Raw genomic sequence first — 18,295 nt, forward strand, 5'->3', positions numbered from 1 at the left:
GCTCGGCGCCGGTCATGGCCGCGCACCGGTGCGCGGGGCGGCGGCGCCCTCGCGGACGATGTCGTCGGGCGTGGTCACCGTGATCCCGGCCCCGGCCAGGCTCGTCCGTACAGCGGCGGTGATGGCGACCGCGCCGGGGGTGTCGCTGTGCACGCACAGGGCCGCCACGCCCCCGCCGTCCGGGGCGATCCGTACGGTCCTGCCGCTCACCGAGGTGACCGTCCCCGCCTGAGCCATCTCCAGGGCGCGCCGGGCCGCCTCGGCGGGATCGGTGACCAGGGCGCCCGGCGCGGACCGGTCCACCAACAGCCCCTCGTCGGTGTAGCCGCGGTCGATGAACGCCTCGGCCAGCGGCAGGCAGCCGGCCGCGAGCGCGCGCTCCCACAGGACCGTGCGCGGCTGGCAGAGGAGCGGCAGCGCACGGTCGTAGAGCGTGACCGCCTCGACGATCGCCTCCGCGTGTCCCGCGTGGTGGGCCGCCGCGTTGTACAGCGCGCCGTGCGCCTTCAGATAGCTGACCCGGCCGCCCGCCAGCCGCGCGAAGACCTCCAGCGCGCCCATCTGGTAGAGGAGTTCGTTGACCAGGGTCTTCTTCGGCACCTCGATGAAGCGCCGGCCGAAGCCGGCCAGGTCGCGGTAGGAGACCTGCGCGCCGATCGCCACGCCTCTGGTGACGCTCGCCTCGCAGGTGCGGCGCAGGATGTCCGGGTCGCCCGCGTGGAATCCGCAGGCGACGTTGGCGGCCGTGACCTGGTCGAGCAGGTCGCCCTCGTCGACGGGGCCCCACACGCCGAAGCCCTCGCCCACATCCGTGTTGATCGCGAGCGCGCTCATCGGGCCGACTCCGCCCAGTAGGCGTGGATCGTGTTGCTGCTGTTCTCCCAGGCGGCGTGCAGACCGTGCTGGCCGCCGTCGATGTGCGCGACGATCTGCCGGGCCAGCTCCTGGGCGTCGCCGTCGGCCAGCGCCTGCACCATCGCGGCGTGTTCGCACTGCACGCGCTCGTACGCCGAGGTGCCGTGCACGTAGAACCGCGAGTACGGCTCCAGGCGGTGGTACATCCCCGAGATGATCTCGTAGCGCAGCGGCAGCCGGGAGAGCCGGTACATGTCGAGGTGGAACGCGAGGTTCGTGCGCGACCAGGAGTCCGCGGCGGATTCGGCGACGCGCTCCATCTCCTTGGCCATCGCGTCGAATCGGCTGATGTCGCGGCGCGAGACCCGTTCGGTGACATGTTCGGCGAAGCTCGGCTCGACCAGTCGGCGCAGGTTGTAGATCTCGTCGATCTCGTCCAGGTCCAGCACCGTGACGAACGTGCCGCGGCCCGGTGTCGTACGGAGCAGTCCCTCGCTGGCGAGGGTACGCATGGCCTCCCGCAGCGGGATCCGGCTCACTCCGAAGCGGTCGGCCAACTCGTCCTGGACAAGCCGGCATCCGGGCGGATAGACGCCCTCGACGATCAGCCGACGCAGCTCGCCGGTGACATCGTCGGCGCCGTTGGCGTCACCACGGGTACCTCTGACTTCTCGACTCATATCCCGTGTATACAGTGGATGCACAGAGCGCGGAAGAGTTTCGACCAAAGGTGATCCGGGATTTACCGGCAGGAAACCGGCCACTGCCCGAGGACCCTTCAGGCCCGGGGCGGAGCCCCGGTTCCGGGGAGGGCCGGGGAGGGTCGGCGAGGGGCGGCGAGGGGCGGCGAGGGGCGGCGAGGCGCGAGTCCCGCGCGGCGGCCACGCCAAAGGGCCGGGCCCGGGAACAAGTCCCGGGCCCGGCCCTTTGGCGACTGCCGCCGACGGCTACGCGCACATCACGCGCACACCTGTCAGTTGTCGTCCTCGTCGATCAGGAAGCCCCGCATCGGCGACGGCGCCTGCTGCATCGGCTGCGGTGCCTGCGGCCGCACCGGTGCCATCGGCTGGGTCATCGCCGGGGACATCTGCTGCTGGCCGCCGTACGAGGGGGCCTGCGAAGGCGCGCCCATGGAAGGACCACCCATCGAAGGGCCGCCCATCGACGGGTTTCCGCCCATGCTGTGTCCCATCGCGCCCGCACCGGCCGGTGCCATGGACGGCGACGGCGGCAGCGAAGCGGTCGCCGGGGTACGCGGCGGGGCGAGCGAGTCGTCCGCCTGGGTCTCCAGCTGACGCAGCTGGCTCTCCAGGTAGGACTTCAGCCGGGTGCGGTACTCGCGCTCGAAGCCGCGCAGATCCTCGACCTTGCGCTCCAGCGTGGCGCGCGCGGACTCCAGGGAGCCCATCGCCACGCGGTGCTTCTCCTGGGCGTCCCGCTCCAGCGCGTCCGCCTTCGCCCGCGCGTCGCGCTCCAGACCCTCGGCGCGGCTACGGGCCTCACCGACGATCTTGTTGGCCTCGGAACGCGCCTCGGCGATCGCCTGGTCGGCGGTCTGCTGGGCGAGCGAGAGCACCCGTGCGGCACTGTCGCCGCCGGGACCCTGACCGGGCTGCTGCATCTGCGGGTTGTGGCCGCCCATGGGGCCGCCCATCGGTCCACCCATGGGACCGCCCTGCTGCATCGGGCCGCCCTGGCCCATCGGACCACCCTGGCCCATCGGACCGCCCTGACCCATCGGGCCGCCCTGTCCCATGGGACCGCCCTGCTGCATGGGGCCGCCCTGCATCGGGCCGCCCTGCTGCTGCATGGGGCCGCCCTGCATGGGGTGCTGGCCGCGCGGGTCGTGGCCCTGCGGACCGGGACCCTGGCCATGACCGCTCGGTCCCGCGGGCAGCTGAGGCGCGCCGCCGGGCAGCTGGGGGGGACCCATCTGCGGGGGCTGCTGCTGCTGCGGCGGACCGGATATGGCGGCGGGCACCGGAGCCCCGGGTCGATCCTGCTGTTCGGGCGGCTTGCGCATGCCCTGTTGTTGCTGCTGCTGTTGCTGCTGCTGGTTCTGCGCGGCGGCACGCGTCGCGGCGGCCAGCTTCGCGCGCAGATCCTCGTTCTCGCGGAGCAAGCGGGTCAGTTCGGCCTCGACCTCGTCGAGAAAGGCATCGACCTCGTCCTCGTCGTAGCCTTCTCGGAGGCGGACGGTCGTGAACTGCTTGTTCCGCACGTCCTCGGGGGTCAACGGCATCTCTACTTCACCTCTACGTAGTCGTCGGCAGTCGGCAAGACCGTATCGCTCACATTCCCCTCGCAAGGTTGCTCACGAGCGAGATCAGGATCCAAACGATGATCATCAGAACGAAGAAGGACAGGTCGAGTGCCACGCCCCCGAGACGCAGCGGCGGAATGAACCGCCGCAGAAGCTTGAGCGGTGGATCGGTGACAGTGTAGGTGGCCTCCAGAACGACCACCATCGCCTTGCCGGGCTGCCATGAGCGGGCGAACTGGAAGACGTAATCCATGACCAACCGGAAAATCAGCACGATGAGGAAGCACATCAGCGCGATGTAGACCACCTGTAGTGCGATGCCCATCCCGCTGCTTCCCTCTCCCCTGGTTCACTCTGGTCGGTCGTCCGCCGGGCCGTTCCCGCCGTACGACCGGGTTGTTCCCGGCGCTGTGTTCTCAGCTCTGGTTGAAGAACCCGCCCTCTGCGATGCGGGCCTTGTCCTCCGCCGTGACATCGACGTTAGCAGGAGACAGCAGGAACACCTTCTGCGTCACACGCTCAATGCTGCCATGGAGACCGAAGACAAGTCCCGCGGCAAAGTCGACAAGTCGCTTCGCGTCCGTATCGTCCATCTCCGTCAAGTTCATGATCACCGGGGTGCCTTCGCGGAAGTGTTCCCCGATGGTACGGGCCTCGTTGTAGGTCCTCGGGTGCAATGTGGTGATGCGGTAGGGCTCCCGCTCGGACACGACCTTGGGCATGATCACCGGTGCGTTCTTCTCCAGGCTCGGGCGTTCAGGTGTGATGGATGCCACGGGGGCGATTCGCGCCGGACGTCCGCTTTCCGCCGCCAGCGCGACCGGCTCGCGCTCGCGCTGCGCGGGCGGTTGGACCATGCGTACCGGTTCTTCCCGTTCCGGCTGGTGCACGGGCTGGTGGCGCCGGTGTTCCCGCTCGGGCTCGGGCTCGGGTTCGAAATCATCGTCGGGGTCGAAGCCCCGGCCGTCGTACCCATCGTCCTCCACGAGGCCGAGGTAGACCGCCATCTTGCGCATCGCGCCGGCCATGCTCTGAGTCCTCCGCTCTGTGGTGGATCGGCCTCGTCACCAAGTGCCCGCGATCCACTGGGTCTACCCGCCTTTGGCGGAAATGACCATATTTTCTGCTGTGGTCCGACTTGCTTCGCGACGTTACCCGAGCCGGGGTCGGTCTCCGAGTACCGCCGTACCGACGCGTACATGTGTCGCTCCGGCCGTCACGGCGTCCTCGAGGTCCGCACTCATCCCTGCCGAGACCATGGTGGCAGCAGGATGGTCGGCGCGCAGGCGGGATGAGATATCCCTCAACCGCTCGAACGCCGCCGCGGGCCGGCCCGCGTACTCCCCGGCCAGCGGCGCCACGGTCATCAGACCGCCGAGCCGCAACCCGGGCGCTCCGGCCACCGCCGCCGCCAACTCCTCGACACCGTCGGGCGCGACACCGCCCCTGCTGCCCCGCGCGCCGGACTCGGCGTCCAGCGCGACCTGGATCAGACAGACCGGCTCGCGCTCCGCGCGCACCGCCGCGGCGGAGAGCGCGGAGACGAGTTTGAGTCGATCGACAGACTGCACCACATCGGCGTAACTGACTACAGAACGGACCTTGTTCGTCTGCAATTGGCCCACAAAATGCCAGATCAGCGACAAATCTTTACAACTGGCCGCCTTCGGGGCGGCGTCCTGGTCCCGGTTCTCGGCCACCTGCCGCACCCCGAGTTCACGCAGCAGCCGTACATCGTCGGCGGGATACGTCTTGGTGACCACGATCAGGGTCACCTCTCCGCGGTCGCGTCCCGAGGCGGCGCAGGCGGCGGCGATGCGCGCCTCCACCGTCGCGAGGTTCGCGGCGAGTTCCGTCTTGCGGTCTTCCATGTCCTCAGTCCAGCCAGACATAGCCGGCGAGCCGCCCGGTCGTGCGGTCGCGGCGGTACGAGTAGTGATCGGGGGACTCCAGCGTGCAGACCGCCGAGCGGCGCCGGTCCCGCACCCCGGCGTCCGCGAGCTGCGCGTGCACTCCGGCGACGACATCGACGGCGGGGGTGGACCAACTGGTCTCGCACCCGGCCCCGGGCACGGCCGCGTCGACCTCGTCGCGCATCGCCGCGGGGACCTCGTAGCAGCGGCCGCAGACGGCCGGGCCGCTGAGCGCGGTGATCCGATCCGGCCGCGCGCCGAGCGCGGTCATCGCCTCGACGGCGGCCGGGACGATCCCCGCGACCAGTCCAGGACGTCCGGCGTGGGCGGCGGCCACGACCCCGGCGGCCGGGTCGGCCAGCAGCAGCGGAACGCAGTCCGCGGTGAGTACGGCGAGCGCCAGCCCGCGGCGTACGGTGACGATCGCGTCGACGGCGGGGACGTCCTCGCCCGTCCACGGTCCTTCGGCGACGGCCACCTCGCGGCCGTGCACCTGGTTCATCCACACGACCCGCGCGGGATCGAGGTCCAGGGACTCCGCGGCGAGCGCCCGGTTGGCCAGGACGGCGGCGGAGTCGTCACCGACCGCGCCGCCGAGATTGAGCTGATCGTACGGAGCGGCGCTCACCCCGCCCCACTGGTCGGTGAAGGCGAAATGCGCGCCGCTCAGTGTCGTGCGGGTTCCTATCACTTGAGGAAGTCCGGGACATCCAGCTCTTCGGCCTGGCTGTCCTGGTACGGACGGGCCGGCGGGACCTGGGGGTGGCCCAGCTGCGACAGCTTCTCACCGGCCGAAGGAGCCGGCTCGGGCTTGCTCTGGCTGTCCTCGCGCGGCGGTACCGTACCCAGTCCGCCGGTGGTGCGGCCGGTCTCGGCGGACCGGGCCGGGGGCTGCTGCTCGTCGCGCTTGGAGCCCGCGCCGAGCACGTTCTCGCGCCGGGTCGGCGGCTGTCCGCCGTCGAAGCCGGCCGCGATGACCGTGACCCGCACCTCGTCGCCCAGGGCGTCGTCGATGACGGCGCCGAAGATGATGTTGGCCTCGGGGTGGGCGGCCTCGCTCACCAGCTGTGCCGCCTCGTTGATCTCGAAGAGACCGAGGTCGCTGCCGCCGGAGATGGAGAGCAGGACGCCCCGGGCGCCGTCGATCGAGGCTTCGAGGAGCGGCGAGGAGATCGCCATCTCGGCGGCGGCCACCGCGCGGTCGTCGCCGCGGGCCGAGCCGATACCCATGAGGGCGGAGCCCGCCTCGGACATCACGGACTTGACGTCGGCGAAGTCCAGGTTGATCAGACCGGGGGTGGTGATGAGGTCGGTGATGCCCTGGACACCGGAGAGCAGGACCTGGTCCGCCGACTTGAAGGCGTCCAGGACGCTGACCTGGCGGTCCGAGATGGACAGCAGCCGGTCGTTGGGGATGACGATGAGGGTGTCGACCTCCTCGCGCAGCTCCGCGATGCCGTCCTCCGCCTGGTTCGCCCTGCGGCGCCCCTCGAAGGTGAACGGGCGGGTGACCACACCGATCGTCAGAGCGCCCAGGGAGCGCGCGATGTTGGCGACGACGGGCGCGCCGCCGGTACCGGTGCCGCCGCCCTCACCGGCGGTCACGAAGACCATGTCGGCCCCCTTGAGGACCTCCTCGATCTCCTCGCGGTGGTCCTCTGCCGCCTTGCGGCCGACTGCCGGGTTGGCTCCGGCGCCGAGGCCGCGGGTGAGTTCCCTGCCGACGTCGAGCTTGACGTCGGCGTCGCTCATCAACAGCGCTTGCGCGTCGGTGTTGATCGCGATGAACTCGACGCCCTTGAGACCGACCTCGATCATTCGGTTGATGGCATTGACACCACCGCCGCCGACACCGATGACCTTGATGACTGCGAGGTAGTTCTGCGGTGCTGCCACGTCGAAGGCCTCTCGCCTCGAGTTACGTGTCGTCACCACGCCGATGTGGCGCCGTGACGACTGATGCCGATGGGACGGTTCGGAACGCCGACCCAAACCCTCACGTTGAAGTTCAGGGTTACCAGTGTGTCCGCTTCTCGGACTCTTCCGAACAGGACACTAAGTCGACAAGTGGCGCACGTTCAACGAACACGCCGAACCTCCCGTTTTTCTTTTCACCCTATGTGATCACCCATAGCGCTGACCAACCAGGGTGCTGGCCAGCACAAATGAGCGTCAACTACCCTCCGCGGCAGGCGCGGTGGGCGCGCTCACATCGAAGTGCCCCGCTTTGGGCGCGGCTTTCATGAGAGCGGAGAGCGCACGCGCCTTGGCCGGCCCGTCCTCACCGCTTCCCCACATCACCGTACGTCCACCGGTCAATTCCAGGGAGACCGAGTCGTACGAACGGACCCGTACGGCCTTGGTGTCCTTGGCCACGGCCGCGGGCAGCTCCCCGCGTACCCGGACCGCTTCCAGAGTGAGCCGGGTGGCCGGGAACCGCTGTGTTCCCGCCGGTTGACCGGCCGTCAATTCGAGCAGTGGGACGCCCTTGGGCGCTTGGTCCACCGTGGCGAACCTGACCCCCTTGACGTCCATTTCAATAAACTTTCCGCCCTCTTTGATCAGCAGCGCGGGTTTACGCTCGATCACTTCGAGACGGACTTCGTTCGGCCATGAGCGTTCGACTTCGACCCGGTCGATCCGGGGCAGCTTGCGCAGCAGCCGCGCCTCGATCGCGTCCGTGTCGACGGAGATCAGCGGCGCGCCCAGCGGTACGGCCGCGACGGCCTCCACCCGGGAGGCGGTGAGCACCTCGGTGCCCTTGACGCGCACCCGCTCCGCGCGCAGCCAGGGCGAGCCGTAGAGCAGCCAGCCGGCGCCCGCCGTCAGCAGTACCGCCGCGATCAGTGTGATCAGCGGGCGGGGCCGGGCGAGCCACCGCCGGGGCTCCGGCCCGTCCTCCTCGGCGTGGCCGGACGTCGACCCCGGTCGTGCTCCGCGCTCGGCGGTCGTCGGTCCGGCCACGCTCGTGCCTCCCTGTCTACGCCTTGCGGCGTGCGGCGATCGCCTCGTACACCATGCCGACGAGCAGGTCGTCGGCGTCCCTGCGGCCGAACTCCGCCGCCGCGCGGGACATCTCGAACAGCCGGTGCGGATCGGCGAGCACCGGAAGCACGTTGCCCTGGATCCACTCGGGCGTCAGGTCGGCGTCGTCGACCAGCAGACCGCCACCGGCCTTGACCACCGGCTGGGCGTTGAGCCGCTGTTCGCCGTTGCCGATCGGCAGCGGTACGTAGGCGGCGGGCAGCCCGACGGCGGAGAGTTCGGCGACGGTCATCGCGCCCGCGCGGCAGAGCATCATGTCGGCGGCGGCGTACGCGAGATCCATCCGGTCGACATACGGTACCGGGATGTAGGGCGGCATTCCGGGCATGTTGTCCACGCGCGGCATCTCATTCTTCGGGCCGACCGCGTGCAGGATCTGGATTCCGGAGCGCTGGAGCGCCGGAGCGATCTGCTGGACCACCTCGTTGAGCCGGCGCGCGCCCTGCGAGCCGCCGGAGACGAGCAGTGTCGGCAGGTTGGGGTCGAGCCCGAAGGCGGCGCGCGCCTCGGGGCGCACCCGGGCCCGGTCCAGCGTGGCGATGGTGCGGCGCAGCGGGATCCCGATGTAGCGGGCGTCGCGCAGCTTGCTGTCCGGCGTGGAGACGGCCACCCCGGCCGCGTACCGCGAGCCGATCTTGTTGGCCAGTCCCGGCCTGGCGTTGGCCTCGTGGACGATGATCGGCACCCCGCGCCGTTTGGCCGCGAGATAGCCGGGCAGCGCGACATAGCCGCCGAAGCCCACCACACAGTCGGCCTTGGTCCGTTCCAGGATCTGCTCGGCGGCCTTGATCGTGCCGCGCAGCCGTCCGGGGACGGTGATCAGCTCGGGCGTGGGCTTGCGCGGCAGCGGTACGGCGGGGATCAGCCCCAGCTCGTACCCCCGCTCGGGCACGAGCCTGGTCTCCAGGCCACGCTCCGTGCCGAGGGCCGTGATCCCCACGGTGGGGTCCTGCCTCCGCAGGGCGTCCGCGAGGGCGAGCGCGGGCTCGATGTGGCCGGCGGTCCCCCCACCGGCGAGTACGACATGCACCGAAATTCACCGCTCTCCGGACGGACGCTTCTTGACGCGCCGTCTCATCGACTTCCATCTCACCCCGGCCCGCTTCCCTCGGAAGACAGGCTGCCGCATGGCCAGGGCCGCTTTCGCGGCGGGATCCTCCCGCGCGAACGCGATCAGGAGCCCGACGGCGAACATGGTCGGCAGCACGGCCGACCCTCCGTAGGAGAACAGCGGGAGCGGGACTCCGGCGATCGGCAACAGGCCGAGCACCGCACCAATATTGATCACGGCTTGCACCATGATCCAGGTGATCACACCTCCCGCGGCGTACCTCACGAAGGGATCCTCCGTGCGTCCGGCCACGCGGATACCCGCATAGCCTAGAGCCGCGAAGAGCGCGAGTACCGACAGCGTCCCCGCCAGCCCCAGTTCCTCCCCGGTGACGGCGAAAATGAAGTCGGTGTGCGCTTCGGGCAGTTGGCCCCACTTTTCCACACTCGCGCCGAGACCGGAACCGAACCATCCACCGGAGGCGAGCGCGTAGATTCCGTGCACGGCCTGCCAGCACTCCCCCTCGGGGCCCAGATCGACGGCGCCGACGCAGGAGAACCGGGAGAGCCTGTTCTCGCTGGTCTTGATGAGCGTGAACCCGATCAGTACGGCGACCCCGAGGACGCCGCCGAACAGCCGGGTGGGCGCCCCGGCCAGCCAGAGCAGTCCGAACAGGACGGCGGTGAGGATGATCGCGGTGCCCATGTCGCCGCCGAGCATGATCAGACCGAGCAGCATGAAGGCGCCGGGGACCAGCGGCACCAGCAGGTGCTTCCACTGGGCCAGCAGCCGCTTGTCCTGTTTGCGGGCGAGCAGGTCGGCGCCCCACAGGACGAGCGCGAGCTTGGCGAACTCGCTGGGCTGGAGCTGGAAGGGACCGCCGAGGTAGATCCAGTTCTGGTTGCCGTTGACGGAGTGCCCTATGCCGGGGACCTGGACGAGCGCCATCAGGGCGACGGTGACGACCAGCAGCGGGTACGACAGGGCGCGGTGCAGCTTGAGCGGCATCCGGGCGGCCAGGAGCATCAGTCCGCCGCCGATGACGACCGCGAGGAACTGTTTACGGAAGAAGTACGCGGCGGGCAGCGACTTCTCCAGCGCGTAGATCATCGACGCGGAGTAGACCATCACCAGGCCGAGCACGGCGATCAGCAGGGCGCTGCCGAGGATCAGGTAGTACGCGGTGAGGGGCCGGTCCCAGGTGCGCCGCAGCTGCTCGTACAGCCGCCGGGGGCCGCCGCCGCGCGGCGCCCGGGAGGCGCCGCTCCCGCCGCTCCTGCGGGCCGCCGGGGGCTTGTGCGGGGCGGCTCCCGGGGCCCGGCCGCGCAGGGCGAGCGAAAAGCGCCTGCCGTTGCCGGGGCAGGCCCCGGTCTCCCGCGCGCCGCCGACGGCGTGCGGGCCCGCGAGGGCGGGCGCGCCCGGGAGTACGCCCGCGTAGCCCCAGCGTCCCGGCGCGGGGCGCCGCTCTCGGTCCGCGGTGTGGTCGGCCGGCATGGTCGCTGTCCCCTCCAGTCGTGCCTGGCGCGGCTGTCGGCGGGCGGGTCCCCGTGATCGGTGGAGCGGCCCCGGACAGCTCGGCACGGCGCGGGGCCGGACCGGTCAGGCGTGCTCGGCGGCGAGGGCGCGCACCGCGTCGGCGAACGCCTCGCCCCGCTTGTTGTAGTTGACGAACATGTCCATCGAGGCACACGCCGGGGCCATCAGGACCGTGTCCCCGGGCCGTGCGAGGCGTGCCGCCTCCCGCACCGCCGCCGACATCGCTCCAGTGTCGGTCCGGTCGAGGTCCACCACCGGGACTTCGGGGGCGTGTCGCGCCAGGGCTTCCCCGATGAGCGCGCGGTCGGCGCCCATCAGGACGACGCCGCGCAGCCGCCGGGCCGCGGCGCCGACCAGTTCGTCGAAGGACGCGCCCTTGGCGAGGCCGCCCGCGATCCAGACGATCGGGTCGTAGGAGGCGAGGGACGCCTGGGCCGCGTGGGTGTTGGTGGCCTTGGAGTCGTCGATGTAGGTGACGCCCGCGACCTCCGTGACCCGCTCGATGCGGTGCGGGTCGGGCCGGAAGGCGCGCAGTCCGTCCCGTACGGCCGCGGGCTCCACGCCGTAGGCGCGGGCCAGGGCGGCGGCGGCCAGGGCGTTGGCCACGTTGTGAGGAACGGGCGGGTTGACGTCGGAGACCTGCGCGAGTTCCTGGGCCCGCTCGCGCCGGTTCTCGACGAAGGCCCGGTCGACGAGGATGCCGTCGACGACGCCGAGTTGGGAGGGGCCGGGGGTACCGAGGGTGAAGCCGATGGCCCGGCAGCCCTCCTCGACGTCGGCGGCGCGGACCAGGTCCTCGGTGGCCGGGTCGGCCGCGTTGTAGACGCAGGCGACCTGGTTGCCCTCGTAGATCCGGCCCTTGTCGGCCGCGTAGGCCGCCATGGAGCCGTGCCAGTCGAGGTGGTCGGGGGCCAGGTTGAGCACGGCGGCGGAGTGGGCGCGCACGCTCGGCGCCCAGTGCAGCTGGTAGCTGGACAGCTCGACGGCGAGGACGTCGTAGGGCTCCTCGGCGGTGACGGCGTCCAGCAGGGAGACGCCGATGTTGCCGACGGCGGCCGTACGCAGCCCGGCGGCCTCCAGGATGGAGGCGAGCATCCGTACGGTGGTGGTCTTGCCGTTGGTACCGGTCACGGCGAGCCAGGGCGCGGCGTCGGCCCCGCGCAGCCGCCAGGCCAGCTCGACATCGCCCCAGATCTCCACGCCCGCCGCCTCCGCGGCCGCGAAGAGCGGCTTGTCGGGCCGCCAGCCGGGCGCGGTGACGACCAGCTCGGTCCCCTCGGGCAGCGTCGCGCCGTCGCCGAGGCGGACGGCGACGCCGAGCTTCTCCAGCTCGGCGCCCTGGGCGCGGGCCCGTTCGTCGTCCACCTCGTTGACCACGGTGACCGTCGAGCCGAGTCCGTGCAGGACCCGGGCCGCCGGGATCCCGGAGACTCCGAGACCCGCGACGGTGACCCGCTTGCCGTGCCAGTTCACTTCTCGGCCGCCCAGCCCGCGTAGAAGATGCCGAGTCCCACAATGACGCACATGCCCTGAATGATCCAGAACCGGACCACCACAAGGACCTCGGACCACCCCTTGAGTTCGAAGTGGTGCTGGAGGGGTGCCATCCGGAAGACCCGCTTGCCGGTCATCTTGAAGGACCCGACCTGGATGACCACCGACATGGTGATCATCACGAAGAGGCCGCCGAGGACGACCATCAGGAACTCCGTACGGGAGAGGATCGCCACGCCGGCGATGGCGCCGCCGAGCGCGAGCGAGCCCGTGTCACCCATGAAGATCTTGGCGGGTGAGGTGTTCCACCACAGGAACCCGAAGCAGGAGCCCATCAGCGCGGAGGCGACCACCGCGAGGTCCAGCGGATCCCGTACCTCGAAACAGGCGTTGGGGTTGGTCAGGGTCACCGCGCTGGCGCAGGACTCCTGGAACTGCCACAGGCCGATGAAGGTGTACGCGCCGAAGACCATCACCGCCGCGCCGGTGGCCAGGCCGTCCAGGCCGTCCGTCAGGTTCACGCCGTTGGACATGGCGAGAATCATGAACAGCGCCCAGACCACGAACAGCACCGGGCCGATCGACCAGCCGAAGTCCGTGACGAAAGAGAGCTTGGTGGACGCCGGGGTGATGCCCCGGTGGTTGGCGAACTGCAGCGACAGCACCGCGAAGGCGCTGCCGACGATCAGCTGGCCCGCCATCTTCGCCCTGGCCCGCAGCCCCAGCGACCGCTGCTTGACGATCTTGATGTAGTCGTCGAGGAACCCGACGAGCCCCATCCCCGCCATCAGGAACAGCGCCAGCGCACCCGAGATGGACGGCCGCTCGTTGGTGATCACCTTCGCCAGGGCGTAGGCGATCAGCGTGGCGAGGATGAAGGCGATACCGCCCATGGTGGGCGTCCCCTTCTTGCTGCCGTGCGTGCGCGGACCGTCGTCCCTGATGAACTGCCCGTATCCCTTGCGGGCCAGCAGCTTGATCAGCAGCGGAGTGCCGATCAGGGTCAGAAAGAGCCCGATGGCTCCCGCGAAGAGGATCTGCCTCATCGGCCGGAGACCTCGCCCTCGGTGGCGTTCTCCAGCAGCGCCTGGGCGACCCGCTCTAGACCGGCCGACCTGGAAGCCTTCACCAGCACGACGTCTCCCGGACGCAGTTCACTGCGCAACAGGTCGACCGCCGCCTGCGCGTCGGACACGTGCACCGACTCCTCACCCCACGAACCCTCGTTGTAAGCGCCCAATCGCAGCCAGGACGCTTCCCTGCCCCCGACTGCCACGAGCTTGCTGACGTTGAGCCGGACGGCGAGCCGTCCGACCGCGTCGTGCTCGGCGAGCGATTCGTCCCCCAGCTCGGCCATCGGGCCGAGCACCGCCCAGGTACGGCTCCCCTCGGGCCGTGAGGCACCGCCCATGGCGACCAGCGCGCGGAGCGCCGCCCTCATGGACTCGGGGTTCGCGTTGTAGGCGTCGTTGACGATCGTCACGCCGTCCGAGCGCTCGGTGACCTCCATACGCCAGCGGGAGAGGGTTCCCGCCTCGGAGAGCGCCACGGCGATCTCGTCGGCGGACATGCCCAACTCATGGGCGACGGCGGCCGAGGCGAGCGCGTTCGACACGTGGTGCTCACCGTACAGCCGCAGCGTCACGTCGCTGCACCCGGAGGGTGTTCGAAGCCTGAACGCGGGCTGTCCGGTGGCTGTGAGGCGGACGTTCTCTGCCCGTACGTCTGCTTCGCCCGACTCTCCGAACAGCACGACGCGCGCCTTGGTGCGCGAGGTCATGGCGCGCACGAGCGGATCGTCGGCGTTGAGGACGGCGATTCCGCCGTCCGCCGCGGACGGCAGGGCCTCCACCATCTCGCCCTTGGCCTGCGCGATCTGCTCCCTGCCGCCGAACTCGCCGATGTGGGCGGTGCCGACGTTCAGCACGAGGCCGATCCGGGGCGGGACCAGTCCGGTGAGGTAGCGGATGTCGCCGATGTAGCGCGCGCCCATTTCGAGGACGAGGTAGCGGGTGTCGGCCACGGCCCGCAGCGCGGTCACCGGCAGGCCGATCTCGTTGTTGAGGTTTCCCTCCGGCCAGACCGTGGGCCCGGCGCGCTGGAGCAGCTGGGCGATGAGGTCCTTGGTGCTGGTCTTGCCCGCGGAGCCGGTCAGCGCGACGGCGGTGGCGCCGAGGCGCTCCACGACGGCGCGGGCGAGGGCTCCGAGGGCCTGTACGACGTCGTCCACGACGATGGCGGGCACCCCGACGGGGCGGGTGGCCAAGACGGCCACCGCGCCCGCCTCGACGGCGCCCCGCGCGTAGTCGTGGCCGTCGACGCGCTCGCCGGCGAAGGCGGCGAACAGGCTGCCGGGCTCCACCGCGCGGGAGTCGTAGACCACGGATCCGGTGACCAGGACGGCCGGATCCGGTATGTCGTGCGGCTGCCCGCCGACGATGGCGGCGATCTCGGCGAGAGAGAGGGCGATCACTGGGTCATCCCTGACTGTTGTTCTCGTGGCGGAGCGGTTGCGAGGGCGCGTGGCCCGGTTCTTCGCCGCGCGAGCGCAGGATGGCCTCGCGCAGCACCTGTCGGTCGTCGAAGGCGCGGACGACCCCGGCGATGTCCTGGCCCTGCTCGTGGCCCTTGCCCGCGATCAGCACGGTGTCGTCGGGCCGCGCGCGGGCGACGGCGGTGGCGATGGCCGAGGCCCGGTCGGCGTCGACCAGGACGGCGCCGCGCTCGTGGATCGGTACTTCGGCGGCGCCTGCGAGCATCGCGGCGAGGATCGCGAGCGGATCCTCGCCGCGCGGGTTGTCCGAGGTGAGTACGGCGGTGTCGGCGAGCCGGGCGGCGGCCGCGCCCATCGGCCCGCGTTTGGTCTCGTCGCGGTCGCCGCCGCAGCCGAGGACGATGTGGACCTGGCCCGTGGTGACCTTGCGCAGCGAGCGCAGGACCGATTCGACGGCGTCGGTCTTGTGGGCGTAGTCCACGACGGCGAGGTACGGCTGGCCCGCGTCCACCCGCTCCAGCCGCCCCGGCACCCCGGGGACGGCGGCGATGCCGTCGGCGGCGGTCTGCGGGTCGATCCCGGCGGCGGCCAGGGTGACGACGGCGGCCAGGGTGTTGGCGACGTTGAACGGTCCGGGCAGCGGCGCCCTGGCGCTGATCCGCTCGCCCTTGGGGCCGACGACGGTGAAGGCGGAGCCGCGCGTGCCGACCTCGACGTCCTCGGCGCGCCAGTCGGCGTCCGGGTGGCCCTCGGCGGAGAAGGTGGTGACGGGGACGCCTGCCTCGTCGACGAGTCGGCGGCCGTACTCGTCGTCGAGGTTCACCACGCCGGTCCTGCTGCGCTCGGGGGTGAACAGCCGGGCCTTGGCCTGGAAGTAGTCCTCCATGCCGGAGTGGAACTCCATGTGCTCCGGGCTGAGGTTGTTGAAGACGGCGACGTCGAAGACGCAGCCGTCGACCCGGCCGAGTACCAGGGCGTGGCTGGAGACCTCCATGGCGACCGAGTCGACGCCGCGTTCGCGCATGACGGCGAAGAGCGCCTGGAGGTCGGTGGCCTCGGGGGTGGTGCGCTCCGACTTGATGCGTTCGTCGCCGACGCGCATCTCCACGGTGCCGATGAGGCCGGTGCGGTGGCCCGCCTCGCGCAGTCCGCCCTCGATCAGATAGGCGGTGGTGGTCTTGCCCGAGGTGCCGGTGATGCCGATCTGGAGCAGCCCGGCGCCGGGGCGTCCGTAGATCTCGGCGGCGAGTTCGCCCATGCTGCCGCGCGGGTCGGCGACGACCAGGAGCGGCAGCCCGGTGGCGGCGCAGCGCTCGGCGCCTGCCGGGTCGGTGAGGATCGCGGCGGCGCCGAGGTCGGCGGCCTGGCCCGCGAAGTCGGCGCCGTGCAGGCGGGCGCCCGGCAGCGCCGCGTAGACGTCGCCGGGGCGTACCGCCCGTGAGTCGTGTGTGATGCCGGTCGCTTCCCCGGGGTCCCTCACCTCCCCCGGGGCGGGTGTCTCGGCGCCCAGCAGGGCGGCCAGCTCCGTCAGGGGGATCGGGCGGACCCGCTCCGGGCGGGGCGTCCCCGGCTGGTTCACAGGGGCGTCCTCGGGGGTGGTTCGGTGATCAGCTTGTGGCACGGCGGTGAGCGTACCGGGCTCGGCGGGCGCCGGGCCACGTGAGGTGGGGCGGTACGCGGGGGGTTCCTGGTGGTTCCCGGAATCGGGGGTGATCGTTGTCACTGGCGCTTTCCCTGGGGGTCACTCGCCGGGTTTGAAGGTGACCGGCAGCCGGGCGGGTGTACTGCCGGTCGGGGCGACCCGCAGTGTCTTGAGAGCGAACTCCATGACCTTCTTGTAGATGGGTCCGCAGATCTGGCCGCCGAAGTAACTGCCCTTGGTGGGGTTCTGGATGGCGCAGTAGACGGTGATCTGCGGGTCGTCGGCGGGTGCGAAGCCCGCGAAGGAGGCGGTGTATCCCTTGTAGACGCCGAGTTCGGGGTCGACCCGGTTGGCCGTACCGGTCTTGCCCGCGACGCGGTAGCCGGGGATGGCGGCTTTGGTGCCGGTCCCCTCCTCGTCGCCGACGACCGACTCCAGCATGGTGGCGACCGTCTTGGCGGTGTCCTGGCTGACGACGCGGGTCTTCTTGGGCGCGGGGGCCGCGGTGAAGCGGCCGTCGGGGTCGTGGGTGCCGCGGATGAGGGTGGGCTCGACCCGTACGCCGCCGTTGGCGATGGTGGAGTAGACCGAGGCGGCCTGCATGGCGTTGACGGACAGGCCCTGGCCGAAGGGGATCGTGTACTGCTGCGAGGTGGACCAGTCCTGCGGTTTGGCCAGGATGCCCTGGGTCTCGCCCGGGTAGTTCAGTCCGGTGGGCCGGCCGATGCCGAACTTGCTCAGGTAGGAGTGCAGGACCTTGTTGGCCTCGGGCTGGGTCTTGCCGAGCTGGCCGGTGGCGAGGATGGTGCCGATGTTGCTGGACTTGGCGAGGACGCCGTTGAGCGTCAGGTACCAGGTGGGGTGGTCGATGTCGTCGTGGAAGAGGCGGTCACCCCGGTGCAGGGTGTTGGGGACGACGACGTGGGTGCCGGGGTCGGCGGCCTTCTCCTCCAGTACGGCGGCCATGGACATGACCTTGCTGGTGGAGCCGGGTTCGTACACGTCCTGGAGGGCGGCGTTGCCCAGGGAGGCCGTGGCGGCGCGGGAGAGGTCGTTGGGGTCGAAGCCGGGGGCGTTGGCCATGGCGAGGACCTCGCCGGTCCTGGTGTTCTGGACTATCACGTACCCGCGGTCGGCCTTGGACTCCTTGACCTGGTCGGCGATGGCCTGCTGGGCGGCCCACTGGATGTCCCGGTCGATGGTCAGCTCGATGCCGGAGCCGGGGACGGCCGGGGTCTCCCGGGAGCTGGCGGTGGGTACGCGCCGGCCGCCCGACTGGACGTAGCTGACCTTGCCGTCCTGGCCGGCGAGTTCCTTGTCGAGCATGGACTCGATGCCGCCGCCGCCGTGCCCGGCGGCGTTCACGTATCCCAGTATCCCGGCGGCGAGGTCCGCGTTGGGGTACACACGCTTGCTGCTGCCCTCCTGGAACACGCCGGAGAGCACGCTGACACCGGAGCCGCCGCCGGACTTCTCCTTGGCGGCCTTCTCGGCGAACACCCGCTTGAGGTCCTTGATCTGGTTCCAGACCTGCGGGGTCTGGCGCCGGGCCAGCACCGTGTAGCGGGACTTGGGGGTCCGGAGCTTCTTCACCAGGTCGTCGCTCTCCACGCCGAGGATCGGCGCGAGGAGCGCGGCCGCCTGCTGGGGCGCGTCCGGGATCTTGCTGAAGTCGGGGGTGAACATCATCGGGTCGGCGGTGATGTCGTACGCGTCGACGCTGGCCGCGAGGGCGACGCCGGAGCGGTCGGTGATCTCGCCGCGCTCCGCCGCGATCGTATGGCTGAGGTAGCGGCTCTTCTCGGCCTTGGCCGCGTACGCGCTGGCGTTGACGGCCTGCACCTGGAGCAGCCGTACGACGAACATCAGCATGATGACGGTCAGCGCCAGTCCGACCAGCCGCAGCCGGGGGCGCGGGCTGCCCAGCTGGATGGTGCGCGACGCGGAGGAGCGGGTACGGGGCCGGGCGGCCGGGGGGCGGCCCGGCCCCGTACCCGCTCCT

16 protein-coding genes are annotated in these 18,295 nt (G+C 70.8%); all 16 read right to left on the reverse strand.

All coding sequences use genetic code 11. The features are described 5' to 3' along the window. Nucleotides 1-12 precede the first annotated feature (12 nt). Complete coding sequence (locus DVH02_RS04760) at nucleotides 13-834, reverse strand: LamB/YcsF family protein (protein WP_114622407.1); 822 nt, start codon at nucleotides 832-834, stop codon at nucleotides 13-15. Then, complete coding sequence (locus tag DVH02_RS04765) at nucleotides 831-1,535, reverse strand: GntR family transcriptional regulator (RefSeq protein WP_114622408.1); 705 nt, start codon at nucleotides 1,533-1,535, stop codon at nucleotides 831-833. The genes DVH02_RS04760 and DVH02_RS04765 overlap by 4 nt, the downstream gene beginning before the upstream one ends. A 293-nt stretch (nucleotides 1,536-1,828) precedes the next feature. Beyond that, complete coding sequence (locus DVH02_RS04770; RefSeq protein ID WP_114622409.1) at nucleotides 1,829-3,097, reverse strand: DivIVA domain-containing protein; 1,269 nt, start codon at nucleotides 3,095-3,097, stop codon at nucleotides 1,829-1,831. A gap of 49 nt (nucleotides 3,098-3,146) precedes the next feature. After that, a complete protein-coding gene (locus tag DVH02_RS04775; RefSeq protein WP_114622410.1) occupies nucleotides 3,147-3,443 on the reverse strand; it encodes a YggT family protein in 297 nt (98 codons plus the stop codon). 91 nt (nucleotides 3,444-3,534) lie between these two features. Further along, nucleotides 3,535-4,146, reverse strand: a complete 612-nt coding sequence (locus tag DVH02_RS04780) for a cell division protein SepF (protein WP_114622411.1) — start codon at nucleotides 4,144-4,146, stop codon at nucleotides 3,535-3,537. Nucleotides 4,147-4,269: 123 nt separating this feature from the next. After that, nucleotides 4,270-4,989, reverse strand: coding sequence for a YggS family pyridoxal phosphate-dependent enzyme (locus tag DVH02_RS04785; protein WP_114622412.1), 720 nt, complete (start codon nucleotides 4,987-4,989; stop codon nucleotides 4,270-4,272). A 4-nt stretch (nucleotides 4,990-4,993) separates the two neighbouring features. Then, the gene (gene pgeF / locus DVH02_RS04790) at nucleotides 4,994-5,722 is read right to left on the reverse strand and encodes a peptidoglycan editing factor PgeF (protein ID WP_233518038.1); all 729 of its coding nucleotides are present in this window, start codon (nucleotides 5,720-5,722) and stop codon (nucleotides 4,994-4,996) included. Further along, nucleotides 5,719-6,927: a cell division protein FtsZ gene (gene ftsZ / locus DVH02_RS04795; protein ID WP_114622413.1), complete on the reverse strand. Its 1,209-nt coding sequence runs from the start codon at nucleotides 6,925-6,927 to the stop codon at nucleotides 5,719-5,721. Before ftsZ ends, pgeF begins: the two co-directional genes overlap by 4 nt. 276 nt (nucleotides 6,928-7,203) lie before the next feature. Next, nucleotides 7,204-7,995, reverse strand: a complete 792-nt coding sequence (locus DVH02_RS04800; protein WP_114622414.1) for a cell division protein FtsQ/DivIB — start codon at nucleotides 7,993-7,995, stop codon at nucleotides 7,204-7,206. 16 nt (nucleotides 7,996-8,011) lie between these two features. Then, nucleotides 8,012-9,106 carry an undecaprenyldiphospho-muramoylpentapeptide beta-N-acetylglucosaminyltransferase gene (gene murG, locus DVH02_RS04805; protein ID WP_114622415.1) on the reverse strand — a complete coding sequence of 365 codons (1,095 nt, stop codon included), beginning with the start codon at nucleotides 9,104-9,106 and terminating at the stop codon, nucleotides 8,012-8,014. A gap of 6 nt (nucleotides 9,107-9,112) precedes the next feature. Beyond that, on the reverse strand, nucleotides 9,113-10,621 hold the full coding sequence (gene ftsW / locus DVH02_RS04810) for a putative lipid II flippase FtsW (protein ID WP_233518039.1): 1,509 nt from the start codon (nucleotides 10,619-10,621) through the stop codon (nucleotides 9,113-9,115). A gap of 105 nt (nucleotides 10,622-10,726) precedes the next feature. After that, nucleotides 10,727-12,136, reverse strand: a complete 1,410-nt coding sequence (murD, locus tag DVH02_RS04815; protein ID WP_407697590.1) for a UDP-N-acetylmuramoyl-L-alanine--D-glutamate ligase — start codon at nucleotides 12,134-12,136, stop codon at nucleotides 10,727-10,729. Then, a complete protein-coding gene (mraY, locus tag DVH02_RS04820) occupies nucleotides 12,133-13,203 on the reverse strand; it encodes a phospho-N-acetylmuramoyl-pentapeptide-transferase (protein WP_114622416.1) in 1,071 nt (356 codons plus the stop codon). The genes murD and mraY overlap by 4 nt, the downstream gene beginning before the upstream one ends. Continuing rightward, nucleotides 13,200-14,630 (reverse strand): UDP-N-acetylmuramoyl-tripeptide--D-alanyl-D-alanine ligase, encoded by a 1,431-nt coding sequence (locus DVH02_RS04825; protein ID WP_114622417.1) that lies wholly within the window; start codon nucleotides 14,628-14,630, stop codon nucleotides 13,200-13,202. Before DVH02_RS04825 ends, mraY begins: the two co-directional genes overlap by 4 nt. 4 nt (nucleotides 14,631-14,634) lie before the next feature. Beyond that, nucleotides 14,635-16,374 (reverse strand): UDP-N-acetylmuramoyl-L-alanyl-D-glutamate--2,6-diaminopimelate ligase, encoded by a 1,740-nt coding sequence (locus DVH02_RS04830; RefSeq protein WP_114622418.1) that lies wholly within the window; start codon nucleotides 16,372-16,374, stop codon nucleotides 14,635-14,637. A gap of 18 nt (nucleotides 16,375-16,392) precedes the next feature. Then, on the reverse strand, nucleotides 16,393-18,295 hold a 1,903-nt coding region (locus tag DVH02_RS04835), incomplete at its 5' end, for a peptidoglycan D,D-transpeptidase FtsI family protein (protein ID WP_147285999.1).

Source organism: Streptomyces corynorhini, assembly GCF_003346515.1.
Lineage (GTDB): Bacteria > Actinomycetota > Actinomycetes > Streptomycetales > Streptomycetaceae > Streptomyces > Streptomyces corynorhini.